The following is a 22,650-nucleotide window of genomic DNA, read 5'->3' as shown; positions in this document are numbered from 1 at the left end:
GGGCCGGAGCGAAGGCGGAGGTACGCCTAATGTGTACTGTCGGACGTAGTCCGTCCTCAGCCCGCGCACGGCCGGAGCGAAGGCGGAGGTACGCCTAATGTGTACTGTCGGACGTAGTCCGTCCTCAGCCCGCGCACGGCCGGAGCGAAGGCGGAGGTACGCCTGATCTGTGCTGTCGGACGTAGTCCGTCTTCACCTGCGGCCAGCGCCGCGAACAGGCCGAGCGGACCGGAACGCTAGATTGGACTCCGTGTCGGCGCCTCTGGAAGCGGTCAAACAGACCATGCGAACGCGCTGGCCGCTGTACCTGACATCGATGCTGCTGGCGAACGCTTTCGGCGCGGTTCTGGTGTGGGCCTTCATTCAGTACGGACTACCCGTCCCCGAGGGCGAGCCATCCGGTGCCAGGAGCACCGGCCTGCTCATCCCGGCCGTCGTCTTCGTGGCGGGCGGCCTGCTCAGCATGGCCGCGTCCGCGCTCATGCTGCGCCCGGTGATGCGCTGGCAGATGCGCGGCGGGCCGCCGAGCCGCCAGGAGCAGATGGCCGCGCTGCACGCGCCGCTGCGCCAGGCGATCCTGCACCTGGCCCTGTGGCTGATCGGCGGAGCCGTGCTGGCCGCGCTGATCATCAGGGACACTCCCGCGCTGGCAGGCGCGGTCATCGTCACCGAATGCATGGCCGCGACCATCGTGTTCGGCTTCACCTACATGCTGGGTGAGCGCATTCTGCGCCCGGTGGCGGCCCAGGCGCTGACCGAGGGCACCTTCGACCACACCCTCACCCCTGGCGTCGGCACCAGGATGGCGATGACCTGGGGCATGGGCACCTTCGCCCCGACCATCGCCATCGTGCTGCTGTGCGTCACGCAGATCTCCTCGGACGTGAAGTTCTCCGCGCAATCGCTGGCCATCTCCATCCTGCTGCTGTGCGGCGTGGTGATCATGCAGGCGCTGGCGCTGTCCATGCTCACCGGTTCGAGCATCTCCGATCCGGTGCGCCAGCTCAGCCAGGCCATCGACCGGGTGCAGGCCGGGGCGCGGGACGTGCAGGTCGAGGTGTTCGACGGCAGCGAGATCGGCCTGCTGCAGGTCGGCTTCAACCGGATGATGGAGGAGGCGGCCAAGCGCCGTCAGCTGCAGGAGCTGTTCGGTCAGCACGTCGGCGAAGAGGTGGCGCAGCGGGCGCTGGACTACGGCACCGAACTCGGCGGCGAGACCCGCTTCGTCGCGGTGCTGTTCGTCGACATGGTCGGGTCCACCGCCACCGCGGCCGAGCGCCCGCCCACCGAGGTGGTGAGCCTGCTCAACGAGTTCTTCCGCATCGTGGTCGACGTGATCGACCGCCACCACGGCTTCGTCAACAAATTCGTCGGCGACGCGGCGCTGGCCATCTTCGGCGCGCCGCTGGACCGTCCGGACGCGCCGACCGCCGCGCTCGCCGCCGCCCGCGAACTGCGCGAGACCCTGCGCGAAGTGCCCGGCCTCGACATCGGCATCGGCGTCTCGGCGGGCTTGGCCGTCGCGGGGAACATCGGCGCGGCCAACCGCTTCGAGTACACGGTGATCGGAGATCCGGTCAACGAGGCGTCCCGGCTCACCGAGCTGGCCAAAGAACGTCCCGGCCGGACGCTGGCCTCGGGCAGCGCGCTGTATTTCGCCGAGGAGAGCGAGCAGGACCAGTGGGAGACCGGCGACGAAGTGCAGCTGCGCGGCAGACGCAGGAAAACGCTTTTGGCCTGGCCACGAGAACGGGCCGACGCGCCCGACGATGCCGAGATCGAGACGGCGCGTTCGTTAGGCTGACCGCGTGACCGCCCACGGGGAACAGGCAGGGGATCCTGCGCCGCCGCCGACGGCGGGTTCCCGTCGCGGCAGGCTCCGCTGGGTGAAATGGGTGCTCGGCGCCGCCCTGCTGGCCTTGCTGATCGCCGAGGGCGTGTATCTGTGGCCGCGGCTGCACGAGTCCTGGCGCAAACTCACCGAGATCCACTGGGGCTGGCTGGCGGCCGCGATCTGGTTGCAGGCGCTGTCGATGAGCGGATTCGGCAGGGTGCAGAAGCAGCTGCTCAACGCGGGCGGCGTCGCGGTGAGTCAGCGCAAGTCCGTCGCGGTGGTCTACGGTGCGACCGCGATGTCGGTGACCTTGCCCGCGGGTCAGGTGTTCTCCACCGCGTTCACCTATCGGCAGACCAGGCGCTGGGGAGCCAGTCCGATCGTCGCCTCCTGGCAGCTGGTGTTCTCCGGCGTGGTGGCCGCGGTGGGGCTGGCGCTGCTCGGCGTCGGCGGCACGCTGCTGGCAGGCGGGCGCGTCGGCCCGCTGAAGCTCATCCTTTCGCTGGCCGCCGTGGTGGCGCTGGTGTGGGCGGGCAATCACGTCTCGCGCCATCCCGGCTCGCTGGAGGCGCTGCTGCGCAAATTGCTGGCGCTGGTCAACCGGCTGCGCAAACGCCCGCCGGAGCACGGCGCCGCCAAGATCGAGGACGTGCTCGGCCAATTGGAGTCGGTCGACCTCGGCAAGCGCGACGGCGTCCTGGTCACGCTGTGGGCGCTGGTGCACCGCTTCGCCGACGTGGCCTGTCTGGGCGCGGCCTGTTACGCGGTCGGCGCCGATCCGCGCATCGCCGGATTGTTGCTCGCGTTCGCCGCGGGCAAGGCGGTCGGGTCCATCCCCTTCGCGCCGGGCGGCATCGTCTACGTCGACGCGACGCTGATCTACGGTCTCACCGCCGCCGCGGGCCTGCCCGCCGCGCAGGCGGTCGCCGCGGCGTTCGTCTATCGGATGGTGAGTTTCATCCTGGTCGCCATCGTCGGGTGGATCGTGTTCCTGTTCTTGTTCCGCACACCGCAGGCCGACGACGCGGAGTTCGAGAAGGAGTTCGAGCAGCGGCGGCTGTGACGGCCGCCGCGTCCGGCCGCCCGTTACGCTGGCCCGCGTGAGGAAACTGGTGCCCTTCGTGCTCGATGCGCTGCTCGTCGTCGTCTTCTGCGCGATCGGCAGGCGCAGCCACGACGAAGCGGTGCTCGCCGGACTGCTGCGCACCGTGTGGCCGTTCGCGACGGGGTTGGTCGTCGGCTGGCTCCTCGTGGCGCTCAGGGGGCGCGCCGCGAAGGCCGCGCGGTTCGATATCGCCGCGCTGTGGCCCTCCGGCGTCGTGATCTGGGCCTGCACCCTGGCCGGGGGCATGCTGCTGCGCGTGGTCAGCGGTCAGGGCACGGCGGTCAGCTTCGTGCTGGTCGCCGGTGTGGTGCTCGCGGTATTCCTGCTCGGCTGGCGGGCGGTGAACAAAGCCGTGCGGTGATCAGGGCTCGGGAGTCGCCAGCGCCTGCAGCATCCTGGCCGCCATCCGCGCGGTCGCGTCCTTGCTGTCCACGTCGTTGATGTGGATCGCGAAGACCAGATCGCCCATCGACCCGATCAGCCACCCGTCCGGACCCGCGGTCGCGGCGAACGCGGCGACGTCGCGGTAGCGGCGCACGCTGGCCAGCTCCGGCGCGTTCGTGGCGTCGCGCAGCATGCCGCGCAGCCGGTCGGCGGTCTGCGGCGGCAGCGGGTCGAGCTTGGCGTCGGTGGCGCTCGGACGTCCGGCCTCGATCATCGGCGGCGGCACTTCCCCGCGCGCGATCGCGGCGGCGGCGATGGCCATGCCGAACGGGCTGGCCAGCACGGCATCCGAACCACCGCCTTGGACCACCTGCTCGGCGCTGCGGCCCGCGACGGTAAGGCGGCCGGTCACCTCGTCGAGACCGGGCACCTTGAAGTCGATGCCGACCCCGAGCGCGGTCGCCGCCTCTGCCGCGTCCTGCACCGAGACGTCCTGTGGAGCCTTGTTCTTCGCCGACGCCGCGACCGCGCGGAACAGCTCCATGTTGCCGCCCACCGGATACAGCCCGGTGAACGCCACCGAGCCGTGCTCGCTGGCCTGGCTGTTCTGCGCGACGGCGACCACCGCGCCGGTGGACGGCTGGATCGCCACGATCGAGGCCTGCGTGGGCACGCTGACCACCGCGTCCTCGGCGGCGCGCTGCAAGCGCTGGTCCATCGTGCCCGCGATGTCCGGCCCCGGCGGCCCCTGCTGACCGGCGAGCTGGGTGATGAACCGTCCGTCCTGTTCGAACAGCTGCACCCCCCACCCGGAATGCGCTTCCTGGCTCTCCTGCTGCACCTTGCGCAGCGCGTCCAGCAGCGGCGACCAGACCCGGCGGTCGGCGGAGATGAGCCGTGGCTGCTTCTCCATCACCACGCCGGGAATCGGCGCCATCCGCGGCTCCAGGATCTCGAAGTCGCCCTCGCGCAGGTTCACCGCGACGATCGGCTTGCCCTGCGAGGTGGCCAGCTGCTGCATCAGCGACGGCCCGGTGATCAGCGGCGCGACCGGCTCGATGGCCTTGGCCAGCGCGTCGGTCGACGCGACCGGGTCGGGCATCTTCGTGGGATCGAGCTTGACGACGTTGATGGTCTGCTCGGTCATCAGCGGCTCACCGGCGATGTCGTTGACCCGCGGCGCAGGCGTCGGATAGGTGCGCACCAGCCGCACCGTCCGGTTGTGCGTCAGCTGCGGCATCACGACCGCGGGCTCCCAGGAGATCCGCCAGCCGATGGCGAGTTTGCGCACGTTGCCCTCGAGGCTGTAATTCCAGGTCTTGCGCTCGCCGAAGTTCCACTCGACGTCCATGCTGAAGATCGCCGACTGCGCGTCCAGACCGATGAACTGGGTCTTGCGGTAGTCGACCTTGGCGCCGTGCAACCCCTCGAACATTTGCTTGAGAGTTGCTGTGGCCGCGGTGGGGTACGACGTCAGGTCTGCCGCCTTGCTGTAGTCCTGATCGTCGAGCAGATCCGTGAAGCGCTCGACGACCGCTTCGGCTTCATTCTGCTTCTCGTGTATCCCGCACGACCCGATCCCGAGCGCGAGCGCCGCCACCCCGATGAGTGCCATTGCGCCGCGAACACGAAAGCGGCGGGATCCCCACACGTCCATGTCGCCCACTCTTCACTCTTGTCACTTCAGTAACAAGACCACCGTACCCGAAAAAGACCAGACCGCGATGCCTCCGTAGCGCGGACGTTACCCATGCTCAGCACCCCAATTCTGCCCCGGGATCTCGCATCTCGGGGGGCCTTTCATGATCATCGTCCAGCCGGTCGGAGGCAACCGGCGCCGCTACCGTACCGGCCATCCCGAAAAGTCGCGCGGTTACCACCCGAGTCGACGTTTCGAATCAATAAATACCCCCTCGGGTGCGGATCGAAGCAACCGGACCCCTGTTCGCACACAGCGGAACTCCCCTGCCCGTATTGCGACGTAATCTTGTAATCACTGAAAGTACCGCACCACAGTAAGTAGGTGACCCGTCATGAGAAACGCGCACCGCGGCCGGGGTTTCGGACGCACGGGCGGCTGGCAGCAAGCCGACCTGCCGGACCCCTCGGACGTGCCCGATTGGTTCGCGGGAAGATTGCCGAGCGACTGGTTCACCGGCCCGCCGGTGATCGAGGTCGACCGGGACGAGATCGTCGTCATCGGCGAGCTACCGATTCCGCAACCGGAGAAGAAGCCGGACGCGGATGATTCCGAAGCCGCGACGGACGAAGTGCCGCGCGCGACGAAGGAAGGAGCGGTCGCCCGGTTCCGCGAGTCCACCCGGCCCGCCCGGATGCAGATCGCGAACGAAGCACAGCACCGCTACCGGCGCAATGTGGCCTGGGGCGTGTCGGTGGACGGCGAACGCATCCTGTTCACCCATCTGGCCGTGCCCGTGATGACCCGTTTGCGTCAGCCAGAACGCAAGGTGCTCGACACCTTGGTCGACGCCGGCGTCGCCCGTTCCCGCGCCGACGCCCTCGCGTGGACGGTGAAACTGGCGGGCAAGCACGCGGAGACGTGGCTCGAGGAACTGCGCGAAGCCATGCGCAAGGTCGATGACCTGCGCTCGGAAGGGCCGCAGGGGCTGTAGCCGATCGGGTCCGGTCCCGGTGGCGCGCTGCGGCGCGGTATCTTGCCGTGCATGGCTGCGACCGCGACGCCGGGCCCGATCCTGGTCCTGAACGGCCCGAACCTCAACATGCTCGGCACCAGGCAGCCGGAGGTGTACGGGTCGGCGACGCTGGACGACGTCGTGGAGTTGTGCAAGCGAACCGCGGCGCGATTCGACCGGGAGATCGTCGCCTTCCAGTCCAATTCCGAGGGTGCGCTGATCGATCGCATCCACCAGGCGCGCGGCGCCGAGTCGGGCATCGTGATCAATCCCGGCGGCCTCACCCACACCTCGGTGGCGCTGCGCGACGCGCTGGTGATCCCGGAGCTCCCGATCGTCGAGGTGCACATCAGCAATGTGCACGCGCGCGAAGAGTTCCGGCACCACTCCTACATCTCGCCGATCGCGACCGCCGTGGTCGCGGGAATGGGCATCCAGGGCTACGCCGCCGCCGTCGAATTCCTGGCCCGCTCGGCCTGAACTCAGTTCAACCGGAAGACCGGGAAGCCCGGCGCGATGGCGGCGAGTTCCTCGTCGGTGGCGTCCTTGGTCACGCCCTCGAAGAACCTGCCGACCTCCCAGCCCCACTTCCGCAGGTAGAGACGCAGCAGCGGCACCTTGTCGGCGTCGGCCACCTCGGTGGCGGTGAACGTCTCGACCTTGCGGCCCAGCCGCAGCTCGCCACCGCCCGCCGCGCGCAGGTTGCGCACCCACTGCGTGTGCCCGCGCGGCGCCACCAGGTAGCGCTCGCCGTCCTCGCGCACCATCAGGTTGACCATCGTCGTGCGCCATTCCCCGCTCTTGCGCCCGCGCACCGCGAGCAGCCGCGAGCCCATCACGCTGATGCCGAGCTTGGGCAGCAGGTTGGCGATCCGGTTGAAAACCGCGTCGAATCCGGCCGGGCCGATGTAGCGGGTGCTGAGGTCCATGACAACTCCTTGTTGTGAGCACTGCTCTCTATAGAGAGAACTGTTCCACACCGGCGGCCACAAAGTCAAGAGCACCGCTCTCGTCAGTCCGGAGACCAAGATCAACGGCACATGCGGCATTTCGCGAGTAGCCCCTCCACCATGTGCCGTTGATCTCGAAGGGCCTAGGGGGCCGGAAGGGGTTCGCCGGTTTCCAGGAGGGTTTTGAGGTTGGAGAGGATGCCGGGCCAGCCGGTGGTGATTGCTTGCAGTACGGGGCTGTCGGGCGCGAAGCCGTCGTGGACCACCGTCAGCTTCACCACCTCGCCCTGGGGCTCGAGTTCGAACATCACTTTCGAGCGGGGCTCGCGGGACCAGGCGGCGACGTCGTCGGGGTTCATGTCGAAGGTCTCGGCGAAGGCCGGGTCGAAGGTGTGCCAGGTGTAGGACAGGCGGCGGTACGGTTCGGCATCCAGCACGACTTGTTCGGGGTCTTTGCTGGTCCAGTTCTGTTGGCGCCAAGTCATTTCCGATCCCGGTCGCCAATCCGTGTCGAAGCTCGCGCCCCAGTAGCGGTTGGTGAAGGCCGGATCGGTCAGCGCCTGCCACAGCTTTTCCGGGGTGGTCTTGATGTAGGTCGTGTAGACGAATGCGTTGTCGCCCATCGGTTGTTCCTCCAGTGCTCTCTTCAGGTCGGCGAGGGCGTTCACGCGCTCGCGGTGGTACCGATCGATCCAGCGTTCGGCGATGGCGTTGATGGGCTCGGCGTTGAGGTAGTGCAGTTTTTCGCGGCCACTGCGCCGGGTCGTGATGAGGTTGGCCGCCTCCAGCACCGCCAGATGCTTGCTCACCGACTGGCGGGCCATCGCCAGTCCGGCGCACAGTTCCCGCAGTGTCTGCCCGTTGCGGGCGTTCAGGCTGTCCAGCAGCCGCCGCCTGTTCGGGTCGGCCAGCGCCCGAAACACCTCGTCCATCGCTCACCTTTCAAACATGCAGCCATCCGGCTGCCTATTTACATAATAGGCAGCCATGAGGCTGCATATCAACCCCGGCAAGCAACCCGCCCCGGAAGAGCCGGTGGGTCCGCGACGAGGAGTGCGAGGACCCGCCGACTCCGCCGGGGCGGGTGCGTGGCGGTCAGGAGGGGTCGCGAAGGAGCGCGTACGTGGAAATGGGCTTCCCCGCCCGCTCACTGGCGGCGACGGCCTTACGCCACAACCCTTGCGCGGTGTGCGAGAGGACGGCGTCGACGCCGACTTCTTCGCTCGCGTCGATGACGTGCTGCGCGCCCGCGTCCATCATCTTCAGGCTGGCCAGCGAGGCCCACCCGCCGTTCTGGTTGGCGACCGAGAACTCCTCCATGAAGTAGGGGAAGGCGGCGGCGGAGCGGATCGCGAACGGGACGAACGCGGCGATGTCGTGACCGGAGCGGTCGATCATCGCCGTGGCCTGGTCGAAGGCCAGCAGCCATGGATGGAAGATGGTCAGCAGCCCCTGGTAGAAGATCTGCGCCAAGCCGTCGTCCGCGCCCAGGTACTCCTGCGGGCTCAGCGGGCGCAGCAGTTCGGCGTGCGCGTCGAACACCGCTCGCGGGCCGCTGTAGAAGATATAGGACGCGGGATGGGTGATGTTGTCCCCCGCAGACATCACGCCGCCCGAGATGAATTCCGCGCCGTGGGAGCGAACCCACTCCGCGCCCGCGCGGGCCTTCCCGGGCGAATCGGAGGACAGATTCGCGATCACCTTGCCCTTCAGGTGGCCGGTCACCGGACCCAGCACGTCGTACATCGCCGCGTAGTGGGTCAGGCTCAGCACGGTGACCTCGTTGGCGTCGAGCGCGTCGGCGACGGTCGCGGCGCGCTTCGCCCCGAGTTCGACCATGGCGTCGGCCTTCTCTGGGCTGCGGTTCCACACCGTCACCTCCACGCCTGCGGCCAGGAAGGCCCTGACCATCGCCTGCCCCATCGGCCCGAGGCCGACGACGGAGACAGCGCGGGCGGTGGTCTGCTCGGACATGATGTGTCCCTTCGGTTCTCGATGATTGCTTGCTTCGGCGCCGGCATTCATCGTCGTTCCCGCAGGTAGAGTCGGGAAGACCGAACGTGGAGGTGCGGTTGCTTACCTCGAGGTTCGAAACGAGGTCAAAGGAGCGCGGTGGGCATGAGCAGTGACGCGGATCACGAAGTATGCGGCATGACGGTCGCGATCGATGTCGTCGGCGGCAAGTGGAAGATGCACCTGATGTGGGTGCTCGGCATGGGCCCCCAGCGCTTCGGCCAGATCCGCAGGTTGCTCGACGGAGTCAGCGAGAAGGTGCTCGCCGAGAACCTGCGTCAGCTCGAGGCCAGCGGTGTGGTGCACCGTGAGGTCTATCCCGAGGTCCCGCCCCGCGTGGAGTACTCGCTCACGCCGCTCGGTGAGGAACTGGCGGTGGCGCTGCGTCCGCTCGAGGAGTGGGGCGGGCGGCACAAGCACGAACTGACCGCGAACCTGCTGGCGTCGGCGAGTTAACCCAGCCACTCGGCGGCGATCCGCGCCCCGACGCGTTCGAGCAGCGCCGCCGCCTCGGTCATCGAGCGTTCCGGGTCGGGTTCCAGATCCGCGAGCGCGTAGCTGCCCGCGAAGCCCGCGGCCCGGATTTCGGCGGACCCGAGCAGCGTGCGGCCCGCCACGACGATCACCGGGACATCGGCCTCGTGCGCGGCCGCGCACACGCCGACCGGCGCCTTGCCGTGCAAACTCTGCTGATCGAGCGAGCCCTCACCAGTGACCACGAGGGTGGCGGTGGCGAGCAAGGCGGGGAAATCGAGCAATTCGAGCACGACCTCGATACCGCTGCGCACCTGCGCGCCCAGCAGCGCGAGCGCGCCGAAACCGGTGCCGCCCGCCGCTCCCGCGCCGGGCAGGCGTGCGAACTCCGGACCGGCGAGTCGCGCCCACTCGGCGAGCGCGTTGTCGAGAAGGTCCACTTCGGCTGGCCCTGCGCCCTTCTGCGGCCCGTACACCGCCGCCGCGCCGGTCGGCCCGAGTAGCGGATTGTCGACGTCACAGGCGAGCGTGACTTTCGTCCCGGCGACACCGGGATGCAGGCCGGAACGGTCCAGCCGCGCGGCCTCGGCCAAAGCCGCTCCGCCGCGCGGCAATTCCCGGCCATCGGCATCGAGGATGCGCGCGCCGAGCGCCTGCGCCATGCCCGCGCCGCCGTCGGTGGAGGCGCTGCCACCGAGGCCGAGCACGATCTCGGTCGCGCCGTGCTCCATCGCGTGCGCCAGCACCACGCCGAGCCCGTACGTGCTCGCGCCCAACGGGTCCGGCCGCCCGTCGGGCAGTATCGCCAGTCCGACCACGGCGGCCAGTTCGACGACCGCCGTCACACCGTGCCGGGCATACGACGTGCGACGCGGAACTCCGGTCGGCCCCGGCGCGGTCACCTCCACCCGCGTCCAGCCCGCCGCGACGAACGCTTCGACCGTGCCGTCACCGCCGTCGGCGACCGGCACCTGCCGGATCTCGGCGTCCGGCACACTCCGCCGCAATCCCGCAGCCAGCGCCGCCGCCACCTCCGGCGCGGCGAGCGACCCTTTGAACTTGTCGGGAGCGAGGATCACTCGCGCAGCGGGTGTCATCCCCACATTCTCGGACCCGGCCGCACGCGTCGCACCCCACCGCGCGGGTGACCCTCAGCGCGCTGGGATCGGGGCCTCGGCGGCCCGTGTGACCTCGACCTTTCCGGTGCGCAAGTAGGCGAGTACCGCGTCGTCCACCGCCGGATTGCCGCGGCCGAACGTGCCGTGGTCGCCGCCGTCCACGACGACCAGCGCGCCGCCGAGCGCCGCGGCCATGGCCGGGCCGCCTTCGTACTTGGTCAGCGCGTCGTGGCGGCTCTGCAGCACCAGCGGCGGGGTGCGCAGCCCCGCGCCCGTGATCGGCACCGGTTTCGTGACGGGCTTCCAGGAACCACAGGCCATTCCCGAGCGCACCAGGTCGGCGCGCGCGTCCATGGCGTTGCCGCCGGAGGCTATGGTGCCCGCCGCCGCGCCGAGCAGCTCCGGCCTCCCGGCCACGGCGTTCTCGTTGCAGGTGATCGCGCTGAACACGAACCGCCCGGTGGGGTCGGTGGAGGTCGCGCCCTCGATGACCCGCAGGCGCTGCACGTTCGCCGGGTCGGCCGCGGCGTCGGCCATCGCGCGGGCGAACGACGGCCAGAAGGTGCGGGTGTAGGTGGCCACGGTGGTGGCGCCGAGCAACGGCACCTGCGCGGAAACGCCGCCGCTCACCAAGGTGCGCAACAGATTCTGCAGCTTCCCCAGTTGCTCGACGCCGCCGGTGTAGCCGTCCCGCGCGATCTCCGCCAGCGGCTCGGGCAGCGCGCCGGGCAGGTCGGCGATGCTGGCGGGCGGCGGGGTCAGGTTGGCGTACCAGCCGCCGCCCTGGCCCGCCGCCAACCGGACCCAGGTGCGGTAGACCTGCAAGGCGGTATCGCCCAGGTGGTATTCGCCGTCGTGTTCGGCGATCCAGGCGAACAGATCGTCCAGGCGCTGTTTGCCCGCGACCTGCTGCTGCGCGAACTCCTCGGTCCACACCCAGTCCGGATGGACGTTGGAGTCCAGGATCATCCGATCCACGCGGTCGCCGAACAGTGCCGCGTACACCGCGCCGAGATAGGTGCCGTAGGAAGTGCCGAGGTAGCCGATTCGCTCCAGGCCGAGCGCGGCGCGCACGGCGTCGAGGTCGCGCGCGGTGTTCTCGGTGGTGATGGTGTCCAGATAACCGGGCTGCGCCGCGTCACAGGCCTTCTTGATCTCGTCGCGGTTGCCGCCGCCGAGCGAGACCTGCTGACCGTCCCCGTTCTTCGTGCTCGTCCCGCATTGCAACGGTGTGGCCCAACGCAATCCGCGCGGCTGGACGGCGATCCGGTCGTAATGCTCGGCGAGCGCCGCGGGAAGCACATCCGAGCGCCGCGCCCAATAGTCCAGCGCATCCGCGCCGGGCCCACCGGGATTGGCGAACAGCACGCCTTCTCGCTCCCCCGTGGCCGCGATGCGGCTGACCGTCAGCTCGATCCGCGCGCCGGCGGGGTCGGCGTAGTTCATCGGCACGCTGACGACGGCGCACCGCACGCCCCGATCGGCGGGCACGGAACCCTCTGGACACGTGCCGAACACGACGCCCGGCGCGGCATCCGCGACGCCGGTGACGATCGATCCGCCGAGCAGACCCGCGGCGACGACGGCGGCCGCGAGCCGCGAAACCCGCGGTGTCCTCAACATTCCGGTACCTCCCCGAGCCTGCCCGCTCGCACGCGACGACGGACCCGACCAAGAGCATTCTGCGCAGGCCCGCCCGGACAGACAAGTCGATGGCGGGATTCCGCCTGGCCTGGCGTGTGATTTACCGGGACACCGGGGCACAGAGTAGCGTCGAGCCATGTCGACCGAGGTCAGCAACAACACCGCACTGGAACGCTTCGAGATCTACGTCGACGGTGCGATCGCCGGCTACGCCGAATACCAGGACACGGCCTCCGAGCGCGCGTTCGTGCACACCGAGATCTATCCGCGCTACGAGGGGCAGGGCTATGCGCGACTGCTGATCGAGACCGCCCTCGACAGCACCCGCGACGACAAGCTCGGCGCGCTGCCCATGTGCCGGTCGGTCCACCACTTCATCGAGACCCGCCCCGAATACCTGGTGATGGTGCCGCACTGGGCGCGCGACCGGCTGAACCTGCCTCAGTAGGCCGCGACGGCTCCGTCCAGCGCCTGCTGCAGATCGGCGCGCACCAGCTTGGCGATGTCGCCGGGGCGGGGCGGCAGGTCGAGCACCGGGACATTGAAGTAGAAGCTGGCCCCCTTGGCCTCCTCCTTCGTCGGCTGCACGGCCGGGTCCTCGCGCGGTCCGTAGCTCAGCGCCATGGACACCAGCGCGGGCTCGGCGCCGAGTTTCATCGCCCGGAACGCGATGTGCCCGATGCCGCTGCCCACCGCCTGCACGCGGGTGGGGTCCACGTCGTTGCAGGTGCCTTCGGGAAAGACCGCGATGCCGTCGCCGCGGGCCATCCGCTCCGCGCAGACGTCCATCATGCGCTGGCCCGCGGCGTTCACCGCGCGAATGCCGTGGTCCTTGCCGCGGAACACCGGGATGCCGCCCATCATGTCGATCTTGCGCCGCTGATCGGGATCGGCGAACAGTTCGTCCTTGGCCAGCACGCGCACCCGGCCGATCACCCGCCGTAGCCCGCTGCGCCACGCCGCCGCGGCCACGGTGTAGGGGTCGTTCTCGGACAGATGGTTGATCGCGATAAGCAGCGGCCGGTTCTGCCTGATCACCGCGCGCAGCGCTTCGCGAGCGCCGTCGGCGTAGGTGACGCGCGGATGGTAGCGGCGGCCGAGAATGGCGTAGGCCCCCCAGGCCTTCATGCGGTTCTGACGGTGCTCGCGGTAGAAGTCGTACACGGTCTCGTTGTTCTCGAGGCGCACCTCGGGCGGTTCCATGACGTGGAACTCTACGAGGTGGCGCCGATGGCGCAACGTGACGTCCTGCACCCGCCCGCGACCCGTTCGGCAAATCCGGAAGACAGAAGTGGGCCGCAGAAGGCGCATTGTGGGCGAACAGCTGCGATGATGTCGGAGTGGCACGCGCAGAAGACCCGGACGATCGGAAGACCCGCGGCGGGCACGGCGACCGCAGACGACGTTATTTCCGGCACGGCGAGCAGGTGGTTCGTGCCGGGACGCTGCTGGTGTCGTCCACCGAACTGGTGGAACCGACCTTCCGGCGCACCGTCGTCTACATCATCGAGCACAACGAGGCGGGCAGTCTCGGCGTGGTGCTGAACCGCCCGAGCGACACGGCCGTGCACGAGGTGCTGCCGCGCTGGACGGACGCGGTCGCGGCCCCGCGCACGCTGTTCGTCGGCGGTCCGGTGAAACGGGACGCCGCGCTGTGCCTGGGCACGGTGCGGGTGGGCGCGCGGATCGACGGCGTCCCCGGGCTGCGCCGCATCGACGGACGCGTCGTGCTGGTCGATCTGGACGCCGATCCGGAGCGGGTCGGCCCGCTGGTCGAGGGCATCCGGATCTTCGCGGGCTACGCGGGCTGGACCTTCGGCCAACTGGAGGGCGAGCTGGAGAACAACGACTGGATCGTGGTGTCGGCCCTGCCGTCCGACCCGATCAGCACGGGTCGCCCCGACCTGTGGGCGCACGTGCTGCGCCGCCAGCCGCTCCCGCTGTCCCTGCTCGCTTCACACCCGATTGAACTCGAACGCAACTGAGACCGTGTACTCCTCGAGGGGACCGAAGGAGACACGACATGAGACCCGACAACTGAACCGGCAAGAGCATGGGTGACTCGTCGGCTGCGCCCACCGACCGGCCCCGCAACTCGAGCGGAGAGGTATCCAGTTGTGCCCAAGACGCGCGGCGAGACGGGACGGCCCGACGATCAATCCGAATTGATGCGGGCGCTCTATCGCGAACACGCCACGCCGCTGTGGCGGTACACGCTCGGCCTGGTTCGGGACCCGGGACGGGCAGAGGACATCGTGCAGGAAACATTGCTGCGGGCCTGGCAACGGCCGAATGTTCTGGATCAGTCCACCATGTCGGCGCGGGCGTGGTTGTTCACCGTGGCGCGCAATCTGGCCGTGGATGAGCATCGCAGCGCCCGCAGCAGGCGCGAGTTCCGCACCGACAACCCGCCGGAGCAGGCGACACCGGACCAGTCCGACCGCGCGCTGGACGGCTGGCTGGTCGCCGACGCACTAGGCAGGCTCAGCGCCGATCATCGCGAGGTGATCGTGCGGGCCTACTACCGGGGGCTGTCGACCCACCAGATCGCCGAGGAACTCGACGTCCCCGCGGGCACGGTGAAGTCCCGGATGCACTATGGCATGCGCGCATTGCGCCTGGCACTACAGGAGATGGGGGTGACAAACCAGTGACGGACATCACCGACGATTTCAGCACGTGGGACGCCCCGTACGTGCTCGGCTCCCTGACCCGCGACGAGCGCTTGCAGTACGAGAGCCACCTCTCGAGCTGCCCCGACTGCCGAGCGGGCGTAGCCGAGCTGGCGGGTTTGCCAGGCTTGCTCGCCCTCGTGGACGCCGACGTCGCGACCTCGATGATCGAACCGCCCGCGCAAGCCGCGGCGCCGCCACCGCCACCGCCGATGCCCGAGCTTCCGCCGCCTGCGCGGCTGGCCGACGCGGCCGAGCGCCGCCGCAAGCGCAGCGGGTGGGCTTCGGCCGGTGTCGCGCTGGCCTCGGCCGCGGCCGCGGTGGCGATCGCGGTTCCGATCACGGCTTCGATCACGGGATCGAACACCGAGACGGGGCCGGGCACCAGCGAACAGGCGTTCGTCGAACGCCAGATGACGCCGGTGCAGCCGACGCCGGTCTCGGCCAGCTTCAAGCTGGTCCCCGCGGGCGATCAGACGCGAGTCGTGATGTCCTGCAGTTATCCGCCTGGTGAGCCACTGCGCTACAACGCGAACCTCGCCCTGTACGTCATCCGCGCGAACGGCCAGCAGCAGCAGCTCGACCAGTGGCCGGCGGGCCCCGGCACCGAGCTGACCATCGACCGGACCATCGACGGCCCGCCCGACCAGGTTCGCGCGGTCGAGATCCGCGCGGCGAACACCGGGAGTGTGCTGCTCACCGGCACGGTCTGAGCGAAGCGACGATCCCCCGCGGACATCGTCCGCGGGGGATCCGCTGCGCTTCGGCCAGCTCAGCGGGTCTGCCGCCGGAAGATCGAGGACGACCACAGATATCCGACGGCGGTGAGACCTGCGCACCAAGCGAGGGAGACAACTCCGTTGGCGCCGATTTCGGTGCCCATCAGCAGACCTCGGATGGTCTCGGTGAACGGCGTGAAGGGCTGGTACTCGGCGAACTGGCGCAGCCCGGCGGGCATGGTGTCGGTGGCGACCAGGCCGCTGCCGAGGAACGGCAGCATCACCAGCGGGAAGGGTGTGTTGCTCGCGCTCTCCGGATTCGGCGCGAGCAGGCCGAGCGCCACCGAAAGCCAGGTCAGCGCGAACATCACCAACGCGAGCAGCGCGAACACCGCGAGCCATTCCAGAGCGGTGGCATTCGGGCGGAAGCCGATGAGCAGTGCCACCCCCGCCATCGCGGCGATGCCGATCAGCGCCTGGATCAGCGCGCCGACCACATGGCCGGTGAGCATGGCCGACTGGGCGATGTCCATGGTGCGGAACCGGTTCACGATGCCCTTGGTGGTGTCGGTGGCGACCGACACGGCGACCGACACCGTCATGTACGCCGGAATCATCAGCAGCATGCCCGGCGCGAGATAGTCGATGTAGTTTCCGCCGGAGGACTTCTCCAGCGCGCCGCCGAAGACGAAGTTGAACACCAGCAGCAACACCGTCGGCATGACGATGACGCCGAAGCTCAGACTCGGATAGCGCTTGGCGTGCACGAGATTGCGCCGCAGCATGGTCGCCGAATCGGCGAGGGCGTAGGACATGCTCATCGCACGGATTCCTTTTCGGTCGTCGGGTGGCCGGTGAGAGTGAGGAAGACGTCGTCGAGGTTGGGCGTGTGCACGGCCAGGCCCTCGACCTCGATCTGCTCGTAGTCGAGCCGGTCCAGCACGGCGCGCAGCGATCTCACGCCGCCGTCGCTGGGCACCGCGAGGGTGAGGTTCTCCTCGTCGTCCGGCAGCGCGGCGGCGCCCAGCGCGTCGGCCGCGGCGGTCAGGGCCGCTCGATCGGCGAATTCCAGGCGGATGTGGCCGCCGGGCACCAGTCGCTTCAACTCCGCCGCGGTGCCTTCGGCGACGAGCTCGCCTCGATCGAGTACCGCGATGCGGTCGGCGAGCTGGTCGGCCTCCTCCAGGTACTGGGTGGTGAGGAAGACCGTGACGCGGTAGTCGTCGACCAACCCACGGATGATGTCCCAGATCGCTCGCCTGCTGCGCGGGTCGAGCCCGGTGGTCGGCTCGTCGAGGAAGATGATGCGCGGATCGCCGACCAGCGTCATGGCCAGATCGAGGCGTCTGGTCATGCCGCCGGAATAGGTGGCCGCCGTCTTGTCCGCCGCATCGACCAGGTCGAAGCGCTCGAGCAGATCCGCTGCCAGCCTGCGGTTGTCCCGGCGCGAGAGGTGGTGCAGGTCGCCCATCAGCAGCAGGTTCTCCCGGCCGGTGAGCAGTTCGTCCACGGCAGAGAACTGCCCGGTGACACCGATCTGCGCGCGCACCTGCTTGCGCTCGGCGGCGAGATCGTGGCCGCCGACCTGGATCTCGCCCGCGTCCGGGCGGATCAGAGTGGTGAGGATCTGCACGGTGGTGGTCTTGCCAGCGCCGTTCGGGCCGAGCAGGGAGAAGACCGTGCCCTCCGGGACGGTGAGGTCTATCCCGTCGAGCACTACTTGCTCGCCGAAAGATTTCCGCAGGCCGCGCACCGAGACGGCGGGCGCGCGATGGCCGTTCACCATGGGCTCTTCCTTTCTGAAATAAATTCTACTATGCGCATGTGAGCATGTTTTACCCACACCGCTCCCCTACTGGGGCGCGGTGCCGGTCGATTCGTTCGGTCTGGCGGGTACGGCGGCTAGATGTCCAGGTCCTCGATCTTCGGCCCTTCGGCCACGTCGGCCACCCGCCGGTAGAGCTTGTCGGGCAGTCGGCCCTTCAGCTCGTCGAGCGAATCCACCACGACGAAGACGAAGTCACCCCAGTCCTGCTGCCCGACGCCGAGCAAGCGGCGCCAGCTCTTCGGATCGCGCCAGTCCTTGAGCCAATTCGTGCCCACCTCGGCGGGGTATTCATCCCAATTCGAATACTGGGCGTGCATCACGAATTTGCCCTTACGGCTGCGATAGACCTGGACGTGCTCGATCCGCGTATCGTTTACCTCGTGCCACTCCCCGAGCAGAGTGCCGGAGAAGCGGACCTGTCGCACACCGTCGCGACCGACCTTGAGCACGATCTCGTCATAGCCCTCCAGCCGGCCCTCCTCGAGTTCGATGAACCGGCGCAGCGCCGTGACCACCGCCCCCGAGAGGTTGCCGCCGACCAACTCCTGCGCGCGCTGGAAGAGCGGGAGGTCGTCATCGGCAACGTAGATCGTCTTGTTGGGCATGACCCAACTATACGTAGATGTATACGTACACGCAAGATCGGTCGCCGCCTCTTCTGATCCGCCGTTGAACCGATCGGCGACCGCAGCCGTATCACTCGTGTACGCAGTCGAGGTTTCGTCAGCGGAAAGGAGTGCCGATGCGGACTCGAGTCGTGGACCATCTGGTGCGAACGGTTTCGGCGCTGGGCGTGCGCCACATCTTCGGCGTGGACGGCGCCAATATCGAAGACCTGTACGACGCGATCTTCGACGCGCGGGACCGGATCACCGGGGTGGTCGCGAAACACGAGTTCTCGGCGGCCACCATGGCCGACGGGTACGCCCGCGGCACGGGCGGGCTCGGCGTGGTCGCCGCGACCTCCGGCGGTGGCGCGATGAACCTCGTCGCCGGGCTCGCCGAATCGTTCGCCTCGCGGGTACCGGTACTCGCCCTGGTCGGGCAGCCCCCGACCGGGCTGGAGGGCAACGGAGCCTTCCAGGACACCAGCGGGCGCGCGGGCGCCATCGACGCGGTCCGTCTCTTCGGCGCGGTCAGCACCTATTGCGCACGGGTGGAAACCGCGGCCGACCTGGCGGATCGGCTGGACAGAGCGGTGCTGGCCGCCCGTCGAGGCGGTCCGGCGGTGCTGTTGCTGCCCAAAGACGTGCAGCAGGCGGACGCGGGCCCGATCGCGCCGCTCTGTCCGGCCCCTAGGGCGCATCGGTCCGACTCGGCCGGGCTCGCTCGCGTCCGCGTCGCGCTCACCACGGCACGGCACACCGGGAAGATCGTGATCATCGCCGGTGATCAGGTCGCGCGCGACGACGCGCGCGCCGAGCTGGCCCGCCTGGCCACCGCCCTGGACGCCGCGGTGGGCGTCGCGCCGGATGCGAAGGACGCCTACGACAACTCCGATCCGGCCTTCTGCGGCGTCGCGGGCACCATGGGTCACCCGGAACTGGCGGCGGCCATCCGGTCCTCGGCGCTGTGCCTGCTGGTGGGCACCCGATTGCCGGTCACCGCACGTGCCGGCGCGGAGAGCGCGCTCGCCGACCGAACCGTCGCGAGCATCGGCAGCGCGCCGCCTTACCTGCCCGCCATCCACGCGACCAGCACCGATCTGGCGCGGACGCTCGCCGAACTCGCCGACGAACTGGACGACGGCGGCACCGGAGCCGAACGCGTGCGCGCGGCGCAACCGCTGACATCGATGCGGGTGCCCGGCTCCTCCGGTCCCGGTCTGCGGTACCGGGACGTGGTCGAGACGATCGAGGCCGCGTTGCCGGAGGGCACCGACGTGTTCGCCGACGCGGGGAACACCGGCGCTTCGGTCGTGCACCACCTCCAGGTACCGCGCGACGGGCGGTTCGTGGTGGCCCTGGGCATGGGCGGGATGGGATACGCCTTCGGCGCGGGCATCGGGTCCGCGTTCGCGCGGCACGCCCGAACCGGCGGCGTCCGGCGGACGGTGGTCATCGCCGGGGACGGCTCCTTCTACATGCACGGCATGGAGTTGCACACCGCGATCGAGCACGGCCTGCCGGTCACCTTCGTCGTGCTGAACAACAACGCGCACGCCATGTGCCTGACCAGGGAACAGCTGTATTACCGGGACCGCTACACCTTCAACCGATTCCGCCCGGCCGACCTCGGCGCCGGCATCGCCGCGATGTTCCCCGGCCTGCCCGCGTTCTCCGCGCGCACCGGCGGCGAGCTCGCCGCCGCGCTGCGAAGCTGCCTGGAATCCGAAGGGCCGTCGTTCCTCGCGATCGAATGCGATCCCGATGAGATTCCGCCGTTCCTGCCCTTCCTGACCACCGTGGAGCAATCCCGCGATCACCGATGAACGCCCCCGCGGCGGCGCCCGCCGACGCCCACCCGAAGGAGTAACACCGTGACCACCAGTTCCCTCCCCGCCCTCAGCGACATCCCGCAGGAGGCCGTGCCGGGCGTGCTCCGCATCGAGAACTCCGACAAGGACGCGACCACGCCGATCATCATGGACATGCTGCGGTCGGTGTATCCGCACGACCAGATCTACGGCGAATTCTGTCCGGTGCAGGCGTACATCGACGCGCCGCCGCGCGAGGTCTACGAATACCTCGCCGACACCAGGTCGCTGGAGGAGTGGACCTACAGCCTGCGCGGGTTCGTGGAGACCGAGGAACCCGGACTCTGGCTGGCCCACGACCGCCTCGGCTCGGAGACCAAGATCTTCACCCGCACCGTCGCCAACCCCGACGCCATGACCGTTGACTACCACTGTGCCTGGGACCAGGGGAAACACCTGTGGATGATCTACCTGCTGCGCGTCGTCGACGCGCAGGTGGTGTTCCACAAGCCCGGTTCGGTGGTGCTGTGGATGAACTGCAAGCACCCGTTCTACGACGCCAACCCCTACCCGGAGACCGCGCCGCCGCAGCGGCCGGTGTGGGTCGGCGACTTCTGGGAGATGTTCTCCGCGGGGCATCAGCTGGAGATGGAGAACCTCAAAGCCATTTGCGAGTACCGGGCCGCGCACGGCCTGCCCGTCAAGCCCGACTGGATGAAGTGAGACGCACGTGATCCCCACGCAACAACATCTGCCGCAGGTCAGTCTCGTCGACGTGGCCTCGTATCTGCCCGGAGAGCCGGTCGGCACCGAGTACTTCACCCAGTTCGCGCGCTCGGACCGGATGGCGAAGAACGTGATGTTCCGCGCGCCCAAGGGCCGCCACCACGTCGCGCGCGACGAGACCGCGGTGGACATGGTCGAGCGCGCCGTCGCACCGCTGATCGAACGCAACGGCGCCGACGCGATCGCCGAGGTCGACATCCTGATCACGCACACCCAACTGCCGGACAATCCGGTGCTCGGCTGCGGGCCGGAAGTGGCGCGACGGCTCGGCATTCGTCCGTCGTACGTCTACGACGTGCACAACGGCGGGTGCGCGGCGTTCGTGCACATGATGGCGATGGCCCGCATGATCCTGCAGACCACGCCCGCCCGCACCGCGCTGATCGCGGCGACCCAGAACTGCGCTGGACCGGTGTTCACCCAGACCGAGATTTGCAAGCTGGCGCAGGCTCCGGTGCCCGGCGACGGCTGCGGGGTCGGACTGCTCCGCAAGGACGACAGCGCGCCGATCCTCGACATCGAATGCCGGACCTATCCCGAATTCGCGGGAGACATGGACTTCTCCACCAACGGCGAGCGCAAGTACTGGGAGCCGGGCGAGGGACAGGGATGCGTCAGCTTCACCGAATCCAAGGTCACAAAGGTGTTCGCCAGGGGTAATCGGCTGGTGCCGGAAGTCGCCCTCGCGGTGTGCGATCGGATCGGTGTGCGGGGACGCGACGTGGACACGTTCGTCACCAATCAGCCGAACCGGCTGTTCCTGCGCAACTGGCACGACGCGCTGGAGTTGCCGCCGGACCGCCACCCCGACACCTTCGACTCCTGCGGGAACCTGTTCGCCGCGGGCATCCCGGTGACCCTGGACGTGGAGAACCGGGCCGGGCGGCTGCCCAACGGATCGCTGGTGCTGATGGCGGCGTTCGCGCACGCGGGCGACTTCGCGGGCGCGGCCGCCGTCCGCTGGGGAGCCGCGCGATGAGCGTGCACGTCGTCGACGGCACGCGGCCCTCCCGCAGGCACCGCGCGCCGCGGGTGCTACCGCGCTTCGACCTCACCCTGAGCGAGAACCCGTTCCCGCCGCTGCCCTCGGTGCTGCGGGCGGTGCACATGACGCTGGCCCAGGCCAACCGGTACCCGGAGTTCCTGCCGCATCGCCTGCCGCTGCTGATCGCGCGGCACCTCGGTGTGCGGGCGGATCAGGTGGTGGTCGGGTCGGGGGCGACCGGCGTGGCGCTGCAAATTCTGCAGACCCTGACCACGCCGGGAGCAGAGATCGTCTACAGCGCCCCGACCTTCGACGGGTATCCGATCATGGCCGAGATGACCGGCGTCACCGCGGTGCCGGTGCCGCTGGATGCGGCGGGGAACCAGGACCTGCGGGCGATGCGGCGGGCCGTCGACCGGCGCACCGCGCTGATCGTGGTGTGCCGTCCGCACAATCCCACCGGAACGGTCGTCCCGGCCGACGAGCTGAAGGCGTTCCTGTCCGACGTGCCCAGCCGGGTTCCGGTGGTTCTGGACGAGGCGTACGTCGAATTCCTGGGCGCCACCGAGTACGCCGACCCGCGGGCGTTGATCGCGAAGCATTCCAACCTTGTTGTGCTGCGGACTTTTTCGAAGGCGTACGGTTTGGCCGGGCTGCGCATCGGCTACGCCTTCGGTCGAACCGAGTTGATCGCGCGGATCGGCAAGCTGCAACTGCCCTTCGGGACGAGCGCGGCGGCGGTGGCCGCGGTCGCCGCCTCCTACGCCGCCGAACCCGAACTCGCCGCGCGCACCCTGCGCATCACCGAAGCGCGAGACGCACTGCGCGGCGCACTGCTGGCCCGTGGCTACGCGATTCCGGAGAGCCACGCCAACTTCCTGTACGTTCCCGGCCCCGGCGCGACCACGGCCCTGCGCCGCGCGGGCATAGCCGCCAAGTACTACGCCGACGGCAGCGCCCGCATCGCCGTCGGCGACCCGTCGTCCGACCATGCGGTGCTCCGGGCCCTGACCGCTGACGGCTCCGGAAGCTTCATCTGACCCGGCATCGCACACATCGCCGCCACGC

23 protein-coding genes and 1 pseudogene are annotated in these 22,650 nt (G+C 69.1%); 14 read left to right on the top strand and 10 right to left on the bottom strand.

What is annotated here, in order from left to right; translation table 11 throughout:
* Window positions 1-283 precede the first annotated feature (283 nt).
* The 3 genes from ACWDMM_RS17090 to ACWDMM_RS17080 are packed head-to-tail and all read left to right on the top strand — an operon-like array spanning window position 284 to window position 3,300.
* Complete coding sequence (locus ACWDMM_RS17090) at window positions 284-1,804, top strand: adenylate/guanylate cyclase domain-containing protein (RefSeq protein WP_195081049.1); 1,521 nt, start codon at window positions 284-286, stop codon at window positions 1,802-1,804.
* Between the two features lie 4 nt (window positions 1,805-1,808).
* Entirely contained in the window at window positions 1,809-2,897 is a 1,089-nt protein-coding gene (locus ACWDMM_RS17085) for a lysylphosphatidylglycerol synthase transmembrane domain-containing protein (protein WP_195080951.1), read from the top strand.
* Window positions 2,898-2,934: 37 nt separating this feature from the next.
* Window positions 2,935-3,300 carry a DUF3054 domain-containing protein gene (locus ACWDMM_RS17080; RefSeq protein ID WP_449938275.1) on the top strand — a complete coding sequence of 122 codons (366 nt, stop codon included), beginning with the start codon at window positions 2,935-2,937 and terminating at the stop codon, window positions 3,298-3,300.
* On the opposite strand, the gene ACWDMM_RS17075 is transcribed toward ACWDMM_RS17080, so the two are convergent.
* On the bottom strand, window positions 3,301-4,938 hold the full coding sequence (locus tag ACWDMM_RS17075) for an NTF2-like N-terminal transpeptidase domain-containing protein (RefSeq protein ID WP_195080953.1): 1,638 nt from the start codon (window positions 4,936-4,938) through the stop codon (window positions 3,301-3,303).
* 418 nt (window positions 4,939-5,356) lie between these two features.
* Here ACWDMM_RS17075 and ACWDMM_RS17070 point away from each other — a divergent pair, with 418 nt between their 5' ends.
* Together ACWDMM_RS17070 and aroQ are read left to right on the top strand one after the other, a co-directional pair.
* Window positions 5,357-5,956 (top strand): hypothetical protein, encoded by a 600-nt coding sequence (locus ACWDMM_RS17070; RefSeq protein ID WP_195080954.1) that lies wholly within the window; start codon window positions 5,357-5,359, stop codon window positions 5,954-5,956.
* Between the two features lie 51 nt (window positions 5,957-6,007).
* Window positions 6,008-6,457, top strand: a complete 450-nt coding sequence (gene aroQ, locus ACWDMM_RS17065) for a type II 3-dehydroquinate dehydratase (protein WP_195080955.1) — start codon at window positions 6,008-6,010, stop codon at window positions 6,455-6,457.
* A gap of 2 nt (window positions 6,458-6,459) precedes the next feature.
* Here aroQ and ACWDMM_RS17060 read toward each other — a convergent pair whose 3' ends face one another.
* From ACWDMM_RS17060 to ACWDMM_RS17050, 3 genes are all read right to left on the bottom strand, one after another.
* Window positions 6,460-6,906, bottom strand: a complete 447-nt coding sequence (locus ACWDMM_RS17060) for a nitroreductase family deazaflavin-dependent oxidoreductase (RefSeq protein ID WP_195080956.1) — start codon at window positions 6,904-6,906, stop codon at window positions 6,460-6,462.
* 164 nt (window positions 6,907-7,070) lie between these two features.
* Complete coding sequence (locus ACWDMM_RS17055) at window positions 7,071-7,859, bottom strand: ArsR/SmtB family transcription factor (protein WP_357208495.1); 789 nt, start codon at window positions 7,857-7,859, stop codon at window positions 7,071-7,073.
* A 163-nt stretch (window positions 7,860-8,022) separates the two neighbouring features.
* A complete protein-coding gene (locus ACWDMM_RS17050) occupies window positions 8,023-8,952 on the bottom strand; it encodes an NAD(P)-dependent oxidoreductase (protein WP_449938268.1) in 930 nt (309 codons plus the stop codon).
* 93 nt (window positions 8,953-9,045) lie between these two features.
* Here ACWDMM_RS17050 and ACWDMM_RS17045 point away from each other — a divergent pair.
* Window positions 9,046-9,393, top strand: a pseudogene (locus tag ACWDMM_RS17045) (winged helix-turn-helix transcriptional regulator); the annotation flags it as partial.
* Here ACWDMM_RS17045 and ACWDMM_RS17040 read toward each other — a convergent pair.
* The gene (locus ACWDMM_RS17040; RefSeq protein ID WP_449938264.1) at window positions 9,393-10,511 is read right to left on the bottom strand and encodes a glycerate kinase; all 1,119 of its coding nucleotides are present in this window, start codon (window positions 10,509-10,511) and stop codon (window positions 9,393-9,395) included. The pseudogene ACWDMM_RS17045 and the gene ACWDMM_RS17040 overlap by 1 nt on opposite strands.
* Window positions 10,512-10,565: 54 nt before the next feature.
* Window positions 10,566-12,155, bottom strand: coding sequence for an alpha/beta fold hydrolase (locus ACWDMM_RS17035; RefSeq protein ID WP_357208492.1), 1,590 nt, complete (start codon window positions 12,153-12,155; stop codon window positions 10,566-10,568).
* Between the two features lie 157 nt (window positions 12,156-12,312).
* Between ACWDMM_RS17035 and ACWDMM_RS17030 the strand changes: the two genes are divergently transcribed.
* The gene (locus ACWDMM_RS17030) at window positions 12,313-12,624 is read left to right on the top strand and encodes a GNAT family N-acetyltransferase (RefSeq protein ID WP_067796241.1); all 312 of its coding nucleotides are present in this window, start codon (window positions 12,313-12,315) and stop codon (window positions 12,622-12,624) included.
* Here the strand turns inward: ACWDMM_RS17030 and ACWDMM_RS17025 are convergent.
* The gene (locus tag ACWDMM_RS17025) at window positions 12,618-13,379 is read right to left on the bottom strand and encodes a lysophospholipid acyltransferase family protein (RefSeq protein WP_195080962.1); all 762 of its coding nucleotides are present in this window, start codon (window positions 13,377-13,379) and stop codon (window positions 12,618-12,620) included. The two genes, ACWDMM_RS17030 and ACWDMM_RS17025, sit on opposite strands and share 7 nt — an antisense overlap.
* A 137-nt stretch (window positions 13,380-13,516) precedes the next feature.
* Between ACWDMM_RS17025 and ACWDMM_RS17020 the strand changes: the two genes are divergently transcribed.
* From ACWDMM_RS17020 to ACWDMM_RS17010, 3 genes are all read left to right on the top strand, one after another.
* Window positions 13,517-14,161 carry a YqgE/AlgH family protein gene (locus ACWDMM_RS17020; protein WP_195081050.1) on the top strand — a complete coding sequence of 215 codons (645 nt, stop codon included), beginning with the start codon at window positions 13,517-13,519 and terminating at the stop codon, window positions 14,159-14,161.
* A 132-nt stretch (window positions 14,162-14,293) separates the two neighbouring features.
* Window positions 14,294-14,830: a sigma-70 family RNA polymerase sigma factor gene (locus ACWDMM_RS17015; RefSeq protein WP_323124618.1), complete on the top strand. Its 537-nt coding sequence runs from the start codon at window positions 14,294-14,296 to the stop codon at window positions 14,828-14,830.
* A complete protein-coding gene (locus tag ACWDMM_RS17010) occupies window positions 14,827-15,561 on the top strand; it encodes an anti-sigma factor family protein (protein WP_195080963.1) in 735 nt (244 codons plus the stop codon). The genes ACWDMM_RS17015 and ACWDMM_RS17010 overlap by 4 nt, the downstream gene beginning before the upstream one ends.
* A gap of 59 nt (window positions 15,562-15,620) precedes the next feature.
* Here the strand turns inward: ACWDMM_RS17010 and ACWDMM_RS17005 are convergent, their stop codons facing one another.
* From ACWDMM_RS17005 to ACWDMM_RS16995, 3 genes are all read right to left on the bottom strand, one after another.
* Window positions 15,621-16,388 carry an ABC transporter permease gene (locus tag ACWDMM_RS17005; RefSeq protein ID WP_357109691.1) on the bottom strand — a complete coding sequence of 256 codons (768 nt, stop codon included), beginning with the start codon at window positions 16,386-16,388 and terminating at the stop codon, window positions 15,621-15,623.
* Window positions 16,385-17,353 (bottom strand): ATP-binding cassette domain-containing protein, encoded by a 969-nt coding sequence (locus ACWDMM_RS17000; RefSeq protein ID WP_195080965.1) that lies wholly within the window; start codon window positions 17,351-17,353, stop codon window positions 16,385-16,387. The genes ACWDMM_RS17005 and ACWDMM_RS17000 overlap by 4 nt, the downstream gene beginning before the upstream one ends.
* Window positions 17,354-17,469: 116 nt before the next feature.
* Complete coding sequence (locus tag ACWDMM_RS16995) at window positions 17,470-18,000, bottom strand: EXLDI protein (RefSeq protein WP_195080966.1); 531 nt, start codon at window positions 17,998-18,000, stop codon at window positions 17,470-17,472.
* Window positions 18,001-18,137: 137 nt separating this feature from the next.
* Between ACWDMM_RS16995 and ACWDMM_RS16990 the strand changes: the two genes are divergently transcribed.
* From ACWDMM_RS16990 to ACWDMM_RS16975, 4 genes are read left to right on the top strand one after another with little or no spacing between them, the layout of a single operon-like run.
* A complete protein-coding gene (locus ACWDMM_RS16990; protein ID WP_449938256.1) occupies window positions 18,138-19,826 on the top strand; it encodes a thiamine pyrophosphate-binding protein in 1,689 nt (562 codons plus the stop codon).
* Window positions 19,827-19,874: 48 nt separating this feature from the next.
* Window positions 19,875-20,534, top strand: a complete 660-nt coding sequence (locus ACWDMM_RS16985; protein WP_357109700.1) for an SRPBCC family protein — start codon at window positions 19,875-19,877, stop codon at window positions 20,532-20,534.
* 28 nt (window positions 20,535-20,562) lie between these two features.
* Complete coding sequence (locus ACWDMM_RS16980; RefSeq protein ID WP_449938408.1) at window positions 20,563-21,576, top strand: 3-oxoacyl-ACP synthase III family protein; 1,014 nt, start codon at window positions 20,563-20,565, stop codon at window positions 21,574-21,576.
* Window positions 21,573-22,622 (top strand): aminotransferase class I/II-fold pyridoxal phosphate-dependent enzyme, encoded by a 1,050-nt coding sequence (locus ACWDMM_RS16975; RefSeq protein WP_449938253.1) that lies wholly within the window; start codon window positions 21,573-21,575, stop codon window positions 22,620-22,622. The genes ACWDMM_RS16980 and ACWDMM_RS16975 overlap by 4 nt, the downstream gene beginning before the upstream one ends.
* Window positions 22,623-22,650 lie beyond the last annotated feature (28 nt).

This window comes from Nocardia sp. NPDC003726, from assembly GCF_053586955.1.
This window is presented reverse-complemented; position numbering and strand designations above follow the sequence as displayed.